This window comes from Bacteroides sp. OM05-10AA, from assembly GCF_003439055.1.
GTDB lineage: Bacteria > Bacteroidota > Bacteroidia > Bacteroidales > Bacteroidaceae > Bacteroides > Bacteroides intestinigallinarum.
The window spans coordinates 175,992-190,379 of the sequence record NZ_QSUR01000010.1 but is presented as its reverse complement, the minus strand read 5'-3'; the positions used below and the strand labels follow the sequence as shown (position 1 = coordinate 190,379).

Here is a 14,388-nt window from a genome sequence, read left to right as displayed (position 1 = left end):
GACTTACACCCGTTAGATAATGCTCATGCCGAGCGTACAAAGAAACGGGTGGTTCCTTTTAAAGGAACCACCCGTTCGACACCGAGAAACATCCTGTTTCTTTTAAAGGAACGAGCTGTTTCTTTAAAGACGGATATTAAATAGTTTACTTTGTAATGATTTTATCTTATTGATGTTTTTTCAGTTCTTCTTGTAAGATGACTGGTTCGTTGGTGGTAATGAAATCTACTTTCTGTTCGATCAGCGATTTCATATCTTCCACTTCGTCCACAGTCCACACATTTACTTTCAAGCCGAGTTCATGAGCTTCTTTGATCCATTCGGGGTGTTTCTTAATCACTCCCATGTGATAATCAAGACCGGCAGCACCGAGTTCCTTTAATTCTTTGGGAGACAGTTCCCCGTTAAGGTAAAATACCGGAGTACCGGCAGGAGCCAGGCGGATAAACTCTTTCATGGCATGCAGGGAGAACGTGATATATTCCATGCGGTTTTCCAGTCCCATTTTCTTCACCATGGCAAGGATTCCCTGTACGGCTTTGGTTTCACGTTTCTTGTTACTATGTGCTTTCAGTTCGAGAATCAGTCGGGTATTACAGTTTTTCCCGGCTTCCAGATATTGTTCCAGGCTGGGTAAGTTTTCTCCGTTGGATAATTTAAGTCCGGTCAGTGCGTCACCTTTGGAATACTCCATCGGTCTCATCTTGTATACAGGATCATGGTTGACCACCAACTTGTTATCCTTAGCGATCCATACGTCAAATTCTGAACCGTAACAACCGATGGAATCTGCTTTTAGAAGTGATGAAATACTGTTTTGTGATGATCCCGGAGTTTTCCAGAATCCACGGTGGGCTATCACTTTTGTCTGTGCCTGCATACAGCAAGCAACCATTAGAAGGGCAGAAGCCATCATCATTTTTTTTAAATTCATTTGTTTGGTCTTTTAAAAGTTTGATAGATTTAATTTGGTTTGGCCTCAAAATTATAAAAAAGAAAACGCAAATCAGACAATAATATGCTAATCTGCGTTAATCCTTGAGATTTTAAAATAGAAATGTTACAAAAGAATAACAGAAAGAGCAGATTCTGTTATTCTTATCAGTTAAGTATAGGCCTCTTCGTGTATTCCTCTCACCGCACGTCCGCTAGGCTCATTCAGATTCCTGAAAGCAATATCCCACGCCAGCGCTTCTGCTGTGGAGCAGGCCACACTGGGAACACTGGGTACGGTGCGTGCTGCACTTTCACTGGGGAAATGCTCTTCAAAGATACTGCGATAATAGTATTCTTCTTTATTTTGTGGCGTGTTGATAGGGAAGCGTTCGGCAGCATGTTCCATTTGCTGATCGCTCACAGCAGCAGCTGTGATTTCCCTCAATGTGTCAATCCATGAATATCCTACACCGTCACTGAACTGCTCTTTTTGTCTCCACGCCACACTTTCCGGTAACATCTCGGCAAAGGCTTCGCGAACAATCCGTTTCTCAATTTCCTTTCCGGGGCACATTTTAGCTTTCGGATTCAGGTTCATGGCTACGTCGAGGAATTCTTTATCAAGGAAAGGAACACGTCCTTCTACTCCCCATGCTGACAAACTTTTATTGGCGCGGAGGCAATCGTACATGTGCAACTTTGAAAGTTTACGTACTGTTTCTTCGTGGAATGCCTGTGGAGTGGGAGCCTTGTGGAAATACAGATAACCACCGAAAACTTCATCGGCGCCTTCACCGCTCAACACCATTTTGATACCCATCGATTTGATGACACGTGCCAGTAGGTACATGGGAGTGGAAGCGCGTACCGTGGTTACATCGTATGTCTCGATGAAATAAATGACATCACGCAGGGCATCCAAACCTTCCTGAACAGTATAGTTTATTTCGTGATGGACAGTACCGATATATTCAGCCACTTCACGTGCTTTAATCAAATCGGGAGCACCTTTTAGTCCGATGGCGAAGGAGTGGAGTTGAGGCCACCACGCATCACTCGCTCCGTCTGTTTCTATACGTTTTGCCGCATATTTTTTGGCAATGGCGGAGATGACAGAACTATCCAACCCTCCCGAAAGAAGCACTCCGTACGGTACGTCACTCATTAACTGGCGGTGTACAGCCTCTTCTAATGCTATTTTCACATCAACGGTTTGTGCATCATTCTCTTTTACGGTTTCATATTCTGTCCAGTCGCGCGAATACCAACGTTTCATTTTTCCCTCTTTACTATAGAAGTAATGTCCGGGGAGAAATATTTCATATTCGTCGCAAAATCCTTCAAGGGCTTTCAACTCGCTGCCGAAGTAGATTTTTCCCTCTTTATCTTTTCCTATATATAAAGGAATAACCCCTATCGGATCACGGGCAATTAGAAATTCATCCTTTTCCTCATCATAAAGAACGAAAGCAAAGATACCGCTAATATCTTCCAGAAAATGGATGCCTTTATCTTTGTAAAGGGCAAGAATTACCTCACAGTCACTTCCGGTCTGAAAGTTATATTTTCCCGCATATTTAGCGCGAATATCACGGTGATTGTAAATCTCACCGTTGACGGCGAGCACCTGTTTACGATCGGGAGAGTATAACGGTTGTCCGCCACTCTGCGGGTCGACAATGGAAAGACGTTCGTGTGCCAGGATGGCACTTCCGCCTACATAGATTCCGCTCCAGTCCGGTCCGCGATGACGGATCTTCTGGGCCATTTTCAGTGCTTTATCTCTTAGTTCTTTCGTTTGAACTTTGATGTTGAGTATACCTGCTATTCCACACATAACTTTAATTTTTAGAGGGGGTAATGTAATCTGTTGATTGTTTATTCGCTATTTCTAAGAAGCTGACTAGCTATTCTTAATTCGTTCCGCCTTGGTTTCCCTTTCGTTCCACCAAGGTTATCTTTCCGTTCTACCTGGGTGTTTCTTTCGTTCGACCATGGTGGAACGAATCGGATAGTACTAATCAAACTTCTGCTTTTTCCTTACTGCAAAGCTATTTCGTCAGATAAGCATCTATTTCCGCAGCAGCCTTTCGTCCTCCCGCCATGGCGCGTACCACCAGGCTGGCACCAGTCTCGGCATCACCGGCAAGAAATACATTCTTTGCAAATTTGGGTTGTTCCGGTTTCAGGAATCCCATCGCCAATAATACCATATCAGCCTCGATGACTTCCTTCTTCCCTGTTGGTTTCATTGTGGGACGTCCGCCATCTGCTGCCGGAATCCATTCTACTTCTTCCACTTCTACACCTGTCACTTTTCCATTCTTTCCGAGGAACTGATTGGAAGCCAGGCACCAGCGGCGTGTACAACCTTCTTCATGGCTGGAAGTCGTTTTGAAGACTGCCGGCCATTGTGGCCAAGGAGTAGCCGGATTGTAGCCGACAGGAGGTTTCGGCATGATTTCGATTTGAGTGACACTGACGGCTCCCTGTCTCACACTGGTTCCGATGCAGTCGGAACCAGTGTCTCCGCCACCTATCACGAGAACCTTTTTGCCTTTGGCATTTACCAACTTGTCTTTCGGGAAAGTCTGTCCTGCCAGAATCCTATTCTGTTGTGCCAGCATTTCGAGTGCGAAATGAATCCCTTTCAGTTCACGTCCCGGAATACTCAAGTCACGTGCAGTGGGGGTTCCGGTACAGATGCAGTAAGCATCGAATCCTTCCGGTAAATGATTAACGTCTATTTCTACTCCCATCTCAAACTGTATTCCTTCTGCAGCCAATATCTTCATCCGTCGGTCAATTACATTTTTATCCAGTTTGAAATTAGGAATACCGAATCGTAATAATCCTCCGGGCGCTTCATCCTTATCGAATAAAGTAACGCTATATCCTTTTAAATTCAGCTGATTAGCCACCACCAATCCAGCAGGACCTGCACCAATCACCGCCACTTTCTTTCCGTTTCTTTCCGGCGTCTTTACTTGTATATATCCTTCACGAAAAGCCGCTTCTACGATAGCTGCTTCATTCTCGCGAATAGTCACCGGCTGATCGCAGGAAAGTTTCAACACACACGATTTCTCGCAAAGAGCAGGACAAATACGTCCTGTAAATTCAGGAAAATCGCAAGTAGACGACAATACTTCGTATGCCTCCTTCCATTTTCCCCTGTATAATGCATCCTGCCATTCCGGTTGTTTATTTCCTATCGGGCATGCCCAATGACAGAAAGGTACACCGCAATCCATACAGCGTGACGCCTGCAATTTACGGCTGTTTGTATTCAAAGTCTGTTCTACCTGACTATAGTCAGCGATTCGCTCGTTTACAGGGCGGTATCCCGCCTCTTGTCGAGGTATATTTAGAAATGCTTTAGGATCTCCCATCTTGTTATTTACTATTTGACGATTTACTATTTACTATTTCTAGACTATCTTATCATTTGCTATTTGACTATTTACAGACTATACTATACATTCAAATAGTAAATTGTAAATAGTCAAATTGTAAATCTAATAGTCTCTTTGCATATCTGCAATTTTTTGTTGTAACTTTCTCATTTGTTCTTCCTGCAGTACTTTTTTGTATTCGATGGGCACTACTTGGATGAATTGATCTACGTAATGATTCCAGTTGTCGAGCAGGATGCGTGCCAGTTTCGAGCCTGTGTAGAGGTAATGCTGGCGGATTAGTTCGTGCAACTCTTTCCGGTAGCTGGCTTCTTCGATGAGTGACAGTTCCACCATTTCCATGTTACAGAAATAATCGAAGTTGCCGTCTTTGTTCCATACATAAGCTACACCGCCACTCATACCGGCTGCAAAGTTACGTCCGGTTTGTCCGAGGACTACCACACGACCTCCGGTCATGTATTCGCAACAATGGTCACCCACGCCTTCTACGACGGCAACTGCGCCGGAGTTACGAACAGCGAAACGTTCTCCTACACGGCCGTTGATATATACTTCACCGCTTGTTGCGCCATAAAGCAAGGTATTACCGGCGATTGTATTTTTTTCGGCTTCGAAATTGCTGCGGATAGGAGGTAATACGGAGATACGCCCGCCGCTCAATCCTTTACCCAGGTAATCATTCGCTTCACCTTCCAGTTTAAAGTTAACTCCCGGTACGAGAAAAGCTCCGAAAGATTGACCTGCCGAACCTTTGAATTTTACATTCAGCGTATGTTCCGGCAATCCTTTGGCACCATATTTCTTGGCGATTACTCCGGAAAGCATAGCACCTATTGCACGGTCTGTATTGGCAATCGTATATTCTAAAGAAATCTCTTTCTCATGTTCGATAGCTTCCTGTGCGGCATCGATGATGGTTACATCCTTTACAGCAGAAATTCCATGATCCTGGTCGATGACATGACGGATAGCCGCACTGTTGTCAACACGTGCCAGCAATTTGGTGAAGTCGATTAAAGCATGTTTCGGATTTGGGTCATTGGCATCGGACTTGCGCTCGATTAAGTCTGTACGCCCGATGATGTCATCCATCCGGGTGAATCCCATTTCAGCCAAATGCTCGCGGACTTCCTGTGCCAGGAATGTGAAAAAGTTTACTAAATATTCACTGCGTCCATGAAAGCGTTTACGTAACTCTTCATTCTGTGTGGCAACTCCCACCGGACAAGTATTCTGATGGCATTTGCGCATCATTACACACCCTAATACAATCAATGCCGAGGTGGCGAAGCCATATTCTTCGGCACCCATTAGTGCCATTAAGATGATGTCACGTCCGGTTTTCAGTTGTCCGTCGGCTTGCAGAACTACTTGGCCACGAAGTCCGTTCAGAACCAGTGTTTGCTGTGTCTCGCTCAATCCCAATTCCGGTGAGATACCCGCATAGCGGATAGAAGAAGCCGGAGAAGCACCTGTTCCCCCTTCAGCACCAGAGATGACAATTAGGTCCGCCTTTGCTTTTGCCACACCCGCAGCAATCGTACCGACGCCGCTTTCTGCTACCAGTTTCACACTGATTTTGGCCTGTGGATTTACATTTTTCAAATCGAAGATTAATTGTGCCAAATCCTCAATCGAATAAATATCATGATGAGGCGGAGGAGAAATCAGCGAAATTCCCGGAATGGAATGACGTGTTTTCGCAATCACATCGTTCACTTTAAATCCCGGTAGTTGTCCGCCTTCACCCGGTTTGGCTCCCTGTGCTATCTTGATTTGAATTTCGTCCGCATTAACCAGATATTCTGCCGTTACACCGAAACGACCGGAAGCTACCTGCTTGATTGCACTTCGTAAAGAACTGCCATCGGGCAGCGGTTGGAAACGGGCAGCGTCTTCGCCACCTTCACCGGTATTACTGCGTCCGTGAATTTTATTCATGGCAATAGCCATTGCCTCATGAGCCTCTTTGCTGATAGAACCAAAAGACATAGCCCCCGTGACGAAACGATGCAGAATGTTTTCCACCGGTTCTACCTGATCGATTGAAATCGGATTACGACGGAATCCCAGAAAGTCACGAAGGAAAATAGGCTTCTCTTTTTCGTCTACCAGATGGGTGTACTCTTTAAATTTTTTATAACTCCTCAGTCGTGTAGCCAATTGCAGAGTGCTGATTGTTTCCGGATTCCATGCGTGCTTTTCTCCATCTTTACGGAAAGCATACAAACCGTTATTTTTTAATAACTCTTCATTTTTAATACTTTCAAATCCTTCTTTATGGAAAGCAATGGCATCTCTGGCTATTTCTTCCAGACGGATACCTTCGATCGGTGAACCGAGTCCTCCAAAATAAGCCTTGCTCAATTCTTCACTCAAACCGACAGCTTCGAAAATCTTAGCACCACGATAGGAGCGGATCGTAGAGATACCCATCTTACTCATGATTTTAAACAAGCCTTTACAGATGGATTTGATATAGTTCTTTTCAGCAGTGGTATAATCCAACTGAATATCTTTGTCTTTTACCAGTCGGTCGAGGACAGCGAATGCCATGTAAGGATTCAGGGCACTTGCTCCGAAACCCAACAATAACGCGGCGTGCATCACTTCACGTATTTCACCACTTTCTACGATCAATGCCGTTTGCACCCGTTTACCAACTGAAATCAGGTGGTGATGAACAGCGCTTACTGCCAGCAATGATGGAATGGCAGCATGGGTAATATCCACCTCACGGTCGGTCAGGACAATGTAGTTTACACCTTCCGTCACGGATTCTTCCGCCATTTTACAAAGATGGGTCAGTGCTTCCTGCAGTCCGGCTTTCCCTTTGGCAACCTCAAACAACATGGGTAGTTTGACTGTTTTGAAGCCTTTATACCGGATATTACAAAGAATATCCAGTTGGGTATTGCTTAAAATCGGATGATTCAGGCGTACCATTTTGCAATGACTTTCACTGGGCGTCAGAATATTCATACCGACTGCTCCAATGTATTCCGTCAATGACATCACCAGTTCTTCACGAAGTGGATCAATGGGCGGATTGGTTACCTGTGCAAATTGCTGACGGAAATAGTTGTAAAGCAACTGTGGGTTATCTGAAAGTACGGCGAGTGGCGTATCGTTACCCATTGAATTGATCGGTTCTGCTCCGGTGCTTGCCATCGGCATAATCAGCCTTTCGATGTCCTCTTTGGAGTAGCCGAAAGTACGAAGCATCCGGTCGTAGTTTGCTACGTGATGAGGAACTTTGCGCCCGCTTTTCAGTTCATCCAGTTCGATTCGGTTGGTAGATAGCCAGGTGCGGTAAGGCTTGGCTTCAGCCAACTGTTTTTTCAGTTCGCCGTCATAGTAGATCTCGCCTTTTTCCGTATCTACCAGCAGGATTTTGCCGGGCTGTAAGCGACCTTTTTCTTTGATGTCTCCCGGTTCGAAATCCATAACACCGACTTCCGAAGCCACTACCATCATATCGTTTTTAGTAATCAGATAACGGGCAGGGCGCAGGCCATTGCGGTCGAGCATACCTCCGGCAAATCGTCCGTCGCTGAATAGTAGTGCGGCCGGTCCGTCCCACGGTTCCATCAGGATGGAGTGGTATTCGTAGAATGATTTTAGATCCTCACTGATCGGGTTCTTCTCGTTGAAAGATTCCGGCACGAGCATAGCCATGGCATGTGGCAGGCTCAATCCTGACATCACCAGGAACTCCAGTACATTGTCCAGAGAAGCACTGTCGCTCATACCCGGTTGTATAATCGGGCGGATTTCTTTTATATCACCTAAAGTGGGAGTGGAGAGTACACTTTCACGGGCTTCCATCCATCCTCGGTTACCACGGATAGTATTGATTTCACCGTTGTGTGCCAGCAGACGGAACGGCTGTGCCAATCCCCATGTAGGGAATGTATTGGTACTGAAACGAGAGTGCACCAATGCCAGTCCGCTGGTAAAATAGCTATTTGTCAGGTCCGGATAATAGTTGCGCAGCTGTAATGATGAAAGCATACCTTTATATATAATGCTTTTGGTAGAGAGTGACACAACATAAAAATCGTCTTTTGCCGGAATAGATGACAATCTGACTTTATTTTCGATTCTTTTCCGGATCAGATATAACTTCCGGTCGGCAGTTTCCGTTTCCGTAAATCCGGTGATGAACACTTGTTTGATGTCCGGTTCGTTTGCCAGAGCCGATTCTCCCAGGATTTCGGGGCAGGTGGGCACATTGCGCAAATGCATCAATGTGAGTCCTTCTTTTTCAATTTCTTCAATAATAATACTTAGAATAGCTGCCTGGTCTTTTTCGTTTTTCGGTAAAAACAATAACCCTGTGCCGTACCGTCCTTTTTCGGGGACAGGAATACCTTGTAATAAAATAAACTCATGCGGAATTTGAAGCATGATACCTGCACCGTCACCGGTCTTGTTATCCGCACCCTCGGCACCGCGATGGCGCATGTTTTCTAATACCTTTAAAGCCGACTCAACAATGTCGTGTGACTTTTCTCCATGAATGTTAACCAGCATACCGACACCGCAGGCATCGTGTTCGTATGCCGCATCGTACAAGCCCACCTGTTGGGGCTGTCGTTGGTAAGGGAATCCTTCTGTTACGTTGTTAAAAAGTTCTTGTTTCTTCATTCTTACTAGCTTTATTGTATGATAATACCTGTTTGATGTATCAAATTGTTTGGCAAAGTTAATATTTTAATTTCAAAATGATAGTGAAATTTAGCTTTTGTGTGACGCGAAATGAGAATAGGAATCTTTATTCTTTTAATTTGTTATTAAAAACAGGAAATTTGCTTTTAATTTGTTAGCTTATTTATCCTTATTTGAAGCTGATTGTAATTTGTTTCTTTTTGAGCTAAAAATAATATATTATTTAACTTTTTGATGTGTTTGCAACTTTTTTATGCGTTTCTGTCAAATAAATATGCTTTTTGTTGTCTTTATGTTATTTGTAATGTGTATATTTGCAGGCGAAATAAAAATATCATAATATGTGTGGAATAGTAGGCTATATTGGTAAACGAAAAGCCTACCCTATCCTTATCAAAGGGCTGAAGCGACTGGAGTATCGTGGATATGACAGCGCGGGGGTAGCAATCATTAGTGATGACCAACAGTTAAATGTGTATAAGACGAAAGGAAAAGTCTCTGATCTTGAAAATTTCGTCACACAGAAAGATATTTCCGGTACAATCGGAATTGCCCATACCCGTTGGGCTACTCACGGGGAACCTTGTTCTGCTAACGCCCACCCTCATTACTCTTCTTCCGAAAAGCTCGCTCTCATTCATAACGGTATTATTGAAAACTACGCCGTTCTTAAAGAAAAACTTCAAGCCAAAGGCTATATTTTTAAAAGTAGTACAGATACCGAAGTCCTCGTTCAATTAATAGAATACATGAAAGTCACTAATCAGGTCAGTCTGTTGACGGCTGTTCAGTTGGCGTTAGGGGAGGTAATTGGTGCTTATGCGATTGCGATTCTTGATAAGGAGCATCCCGATGAGATTATTGCTGCCCGTAAGAGCAGTCCATTGGTAGTGGGGATTGGAGAGAATGAGTTCTTTCTTGCTTCAGATGCTACTCCGATTGTAGAATATACTGATAAAGTGGTTTATCTGGAAGACGGGGAAATAGCTGTTTTGAATCTGGGGAAGGAGTTGAAGGTAGTCAACTTGAACAATGTCGAAATGATACCTGAAATAAAGAAGGTGGAACTCAACCTCGGTCAGTTGGAAAAAGGGGGATATCCGCACTTTATGTTGAAAGAGATTTTCGAACAGCCCGATTGTATTCGTGATTGCATGCGCGGACGTATCAATGTGGAAGCTGATAATGTGGTGCTTTCTGCTGTGATAGATCACCGGGAAAAGCTGCTGAATGCCAAACGGTTTATTATTGTTGCTTGCGGAACTTCCTGGCATGCCGGACTGATCGGTAAGCATCTGATTGAGAGTTTCTGCCGCATACCGGTGGAAGTGGAGTATGCTTCCGAATTCCGCTACCGTGATCCGGTGATTGACGGGCAGGATGTGGTGATAGCAATCTCCCAGAGTGGCGAGACGGCAGATACATTGGCTGCTGTGGAATTGGCGAAAAGCCGCGGGGCATTTATATATGGCATTTGCAATGCGATCGGCTCTTCTATTCCCCGTGCCACTCATACCGGTTCATATATTCATGTGGGTCCAGAAATCGGGGTGGCTTCTACCAAAGCATTTACCGGACAGGTCACTGTATTGGCGATGTTGGCATTGACACTTGCCAAAGCGAAAGGAACCATTGACGAACAGCATTATCTTTCAATCGTACAGGAGTTAAATCATATTCCGGAAAAAATGAAAGAGGTGTTGGAATTGAATGATACTTTGGCGGAGTTATCGAAAACTTTCACTTATGCGCATAATTTTATTTACCTGGGACGCGGATATAGTTATCCCGTTGCTCTGGAAGGTGCATTGAAATTGAAAGAAATATCGTATATTCACGCCGAAGGTTATCCGGCTGCGGAGATGAAGCATGGACCGATTGCCCTGATCGATGCGGAAATGCCGGTAGTGGTGATTGCTACGCAGAATGGGTTGTATGAGAAAGTATTAAGTAATATTCAGGAGATTAAGGCACGGAAAGGAAAAGTGGTTGCATTTGTGACGAAAGGAGATACCGTTATCAGCAAAATCGCTGACTGTAGTATCGAACTTCCTGAAACAATCGAATGTCTCGATCCGTTAATTACTACGGTACCTCTGCAACTTCTTGCTTACCACATTGCGGTATGCAAAGGGATGGATGTGGATCAGCCGAGAAATCTGGCGAAGTCGGTAACAGTAGAGTAATGTAATTTACAATTAGACAATTTACGATTGAAGAATCAATGATGGATAGTAAGTTGTTTGATTGGCGGGTGGTAATTTAAATTGTAAATAGTAAATCGTCAAATCGTAAATAGTATAGATGGAACAATTGAAACATGAATGTGGCGTTGCCATGATACGCTTGCTCAAACCGTTAGAGTATTACGAGAAAAAGTACGGGACATGGATGTATGGTCTTAATAAACTCTACCTGTTGATGGAGAAGCAGCATAATCGTGGACAGGAAGGTGCGGGACTGGCATGTGTGAAACTGGAAGCAAATCCGGGTGAAGAATATATGTTTCGTGAACGCGCTTTAGGTTCCGGAGCCATTACGGAAATCTTTGAAAATATTCAAAATAATTTTAAGGATCTCACTCCCGAACAGTTGCACGATGCAGAGTATGCCAAACGAACTTTACCTTTTGCCGGTGAAATATATATGGGACATCTTCGTTATTCTACTACGGGAAAATCCGGAATCTCTTATGTGCATCCATTTTTAAGAAGAAATAACTGGCGTGCCAAGAATCTGGCCCTCTGCGGAAATTTCAATATGACAAATGTGGACGAGATATTTGCCCGTATCACTGCCATTGGTCAGCATCCGCGTAAATATGCCGATACATATATCATGTTGGAGCAGGTGGGACACCGTCTTGACCGTGAAGTGGAGCGTGTATTCAATCTTGCCGAAGCCGAGGGGCTTACGGGCATGGGAATCACTCATTATATAGAAGAATATATTGATTTGGCAAACGTGTTGCGCACTTCCAGCCGCGAATGGGATGGGGGATACGTGATCTGCGGATTGACCGGGAGCGGCGAGTCCTTCGCCATCCGCGACCCGTGGGGAATCCGGCCTGCATTCTGGTATCAGGATGATGAGATAGCTGTTCTTGCTTCCGAACGTCCGGTGATCCAGACTGCTTTGAATGTTCCGTTTGAGGAAATCAAAGAATTGCAACCGGGGCAAGCATTGTTAATCAGCAAAGAAGGTAAAATCCGTACTTCGCAAATTAACAAGCCGCGCGAAAATCATGCCTGTTCTTTCGAACGTATCTATTTCTCCCGTGGGAGTGATGTCGATATTTATAAGGAAAGGAAACGGTTGGGTGAAAAGTTGGTTCCGAGAATATTGAAAGCTATCAATAATGACATCGATCATACGGTTTTTTCTTTTATTCCCAATACTGCGGAGGTGGCTTTCTACGGAATGTTGCAGGGACTGGACGATTACTTGAATGAGGAGAAAGTGCAGCAAATTGCTGCATTAGGGCATCATCCGGATATGGAGGAACTGGAAGTCATTCTTTCCCGCCGCATCCGTAGCGAAAAGGTGGCGATCAAGGATATCAAACTCCGTACGTTTATTGCCGAAGGAAACAGTCGTAATGATCTGGCAGCCCATGTGTATGACATTACATACGGAAGTCTGGTACCCGGTGTTGATAATCTGGTGATTATTGACGACAGCATTGTGCGTGGTACTACGTTGAAACAAAGTATTATCGGTATTCTCGACCGTCTCGGTCCGAAGAAGATTGTGATAGTATCTTCTTCTCCGCAAGTGCGTTATCCTGACTATTACGGTATCGATATGGCAAAGATGAGTGAGTTTATCGCTTTCCGAGCTGCTGTCGAACTTTTAAAGGAGCGGGATATGAAAGATGTGATTGCGGCTGCCTACCGTAAATCGAAAGATCAGGTGGGACTGCCGAAAGAGCAGATGATAAACTATGTGAAGGATATCTATGCTCCGTTCACCGATGAGGAAATCTCTGGCAAGATGGTGGAACTGCTGACTCCCAAGGGAACAAAGGCGAAAGTGGAAATTGTCTATCAACCGTTGGAGGGATTGCACGAGGCTTGTCCGCGTCATAAAGGCGACTGGTATTTTAGCGGTAACTACCCTACACCGGGAGGTGTGAAAATGGTGAACCGGGCGTTCATCGACTATATAGAACAAATGTATCAATTCTAACAACCATACAACGATTCAATAATAAGAATGAGAAATGTGACATTAATCCTTGACGACGGGAGCCGGTTTTCCGGTAAGTCGTTTGGCTACGAGAAGCCGGTGGCAGGCGAAGTAGTTTTTAATACTGCCATGACCGGATACCCGGAGAGCCTTACTGACCCTTCATACGCCGGACAGTTGATGACGCTTACCTATCCTCTGGTAGGCAACTACGGTGTTCCTCCTTTTACCATCGAACCGAATGGACTTGCCACTTTCATGGAAAGTGAGAAAATCCACGCGGAAGCGATTATCGTAAGTGACTATTCTTATGAATACAGCCACTGGAATGCGGTGGAAAGTCTCGGTGACTGGTTGAAACGCGAGCAGATTCCCGGTATCACAGGCATTGATACGCGCGAGCTGACTAAGATTCTTCGTGAACATGGAGTAATGATGGGAAAAATCGTTTTCGATGATGAACCGGATAATGTGCCTGAAGCAGTATACGCAGGCGTCAATTATGTAGATCGTGTATCTTGCAAAGAGATTATTTGCTATTTTCCTGCCGGAACTTCACAAACTTTCTCCGTAAATAGTTCCTATGCGCAGCTTAATTCTCAATTCTCAACTTTCAATTCTCAATTTAAGAAGGTTATCCTGGTAGATTGCGGTGTAAAGACAAATATTATTCGTTGTCTGCTGAAACGTAATGTAGAAGTGATCCGTGTACCTTGGGATTATGATTATAGCGGACTCGAATTTGACGGGTTGTTTATCTCCAACGGACCGGGTGACCCGGATACTTGTGATGCTGCGGTACAGAATATACGGAAGGCGATGGTAAATGAGAAACTGCCTATCTTCGGCATCTGTATGGGTAACCAGTTGCTTTCAAAAGCGGGCGGAGCCAAGATTTATAAATTGAAATACGGACATCGTAGCCACAATCAGCCGGTGCGTATGGTAGGTACGGAACGTTGTTTCATTACTTCACAAAATCATGGTTATGCCGTAGACAATAATACGTTGAGTGCAGAGTGGGAACCGTTGTTTATCAATATGAACGATGGGTCCAACGAGGGAATCAAACATAAAAAGAATCCCTGGTTCTCTGCGCAATTCCACCCGGAAGCTGCGAGTGGACCTACGGATACGGAATTCCTGTTCGACGAATTTGTAAAACTATTGTAAC

At 44.4% G+C, this 14,388-nt stretch carries 7 protein-coding genes; 3 read left to right on the top strand and 4 right to left on the bottom strand.

Annotated features, from left to right (window positions below; translation table 11 throughout):
• Positions 1–166 precede the first annotated feature (166 nt).
• The 4 genes from DXB58_RS10275 to gltB form a co-directional block, all read right to left on the bottom strand.
• A complete protein-coding gene (locus DXB58_RS10275; RefSeq protein ID WP_004300081.1) occupies positions 167–934 on the bottom strand; it encodes a glycerophosphodiester phosphodiesterase family protein in 768 nt (255 codons plus the stop codon).
• Positions 935–1,105: 171 nt separating this feature from the next.
• Positions 1,106–2,773, bottom strand: a complete 1,668-nt coding sequence (gene asnB / locus DXB58_RS10270; RefSeq protein WP_004309309.1) for an asparagine synthase B — start codon at positions 2,771–2,773, stop codon at positions 1,106–1,108.
• Between the two features lie 214 nt (positions 2,774–2,987).
• Positions 2,988–4,328, bottom strand: coding sequence for a glutamate synthase subunit beta (locus DXB58_RS10265; protein WP_004317887.1), 1,341 nt, complete (start codon positions 4,326–4,328; stop codon positions 2,988–2,990).
• Between the two features lie 126 nt (positions 4,329–4,454).
• Positions 4,455–9,005: a glutamate synthase large subunit gene (gene gltB, locus DXB58_RS10260; protein WP_122136691.1), complete on the bottom strand. Its 4,551-nt coding sequence runs from the start codon at positions 9,003–9,005 to the stop codon at positions 4,455–4,457.
• A 362-nt stretch (positions 9,006–9,367) separates the two neighbouring features.
• Here gltB and glmS point away from each other — a divergent pair, with 362 nt between their 5' ends.
• The 3 genes from glmS to carA all read left to right on the top strand — a co-directional run bounded on the left by glmS (position 9,368) and on the right by carA (position 14,387).
• Positions 9,368–11,212, top strand: coding sequence for a glutamine--fructose-6-phosphate transaminase (isomerizing) (gene glmS, locus DXB58_RS10255; RefSeq protein ID WP_122136690.1), 1,845 nt, complete (start codon positions 9,368–9,370; stop codon positions 11,210–11,212).
• Positions 11,213–11,330: 118 nt separating this feature from the next.
• Complete coding sequence (locus DXB58_RS10250) at positions 11,331–13,214, top strand: amidophosphoribosyltransferase (protein ID WP_004325714.1); 1,884 nt, start codon at positions 11,331–11,333, stop codon at positions 13,212–13,214.
• 27 nt (positions 13,215–13,241) lie between these two features.
• Positions 13,242–14,387 carry a glutamine-hydrolyzing carbamoyl-phosphate synthase small subunit gene (gene carA, locus DXB58_RS10245; protein WP_122136689.1) on the top strand — a complete coding sequence of 382 codons (1,146 nt, stop codon included), beginning with the start codon at positions 13,242–13,244 and terminating at the stop codon, positions 14,385–14,387.
• The last annotated feature ends 1 nt before the right edge of the window (position 14,388 follow it).

Coding starts and splice junctions, on each gene's coding strand:
- DXB58_RS10275 (WP_004300081.1), bottom strand. CDS start 934: ATGAATTTAAAAAAAATGATGATGGCTTCTGCCCTTCTAATGGTTGCT.
- asnB (WP_004309309.1), bottom strand. CDS start 2,773: ATGTGTGGAATAGCAGGTATACTCAACATCAAAGTTCAAACGAAAGAA.
- DXB58_RS10265 (WP_004317887.1), bottom strand. CDS start 4,328: ATGGGAGATCCTAAAGCATTTCTAAATATACCTCGACAAGAGGCGGGA.
- gltB (WP_122136691.1), bottom strand. CDS start 9,005: ATGAAGAAACAAGAACTTTTTAACAACGTAACAGAAGGATTCCCTTAC.
- glmS (WP_122136690.1), top strand. CDS start 9,368: ATGTGTGGAATAGTAGGCTATATTGGTAAACGAAAAGCCTACCCTATC.
- DXB58_RS10250 (WP_004325714.1), top strand. CDS start 11,331: ATGGAACAATTGAAACATGAATGTGGCGTTGCCATGATACGCTTGCTC.
- carA (WP_122136689.1), top strand. CDS start 13,242: ATGAGAAATGTGACATTAATCCTTGACGACGGGAGCCGGTTTTCCGGT.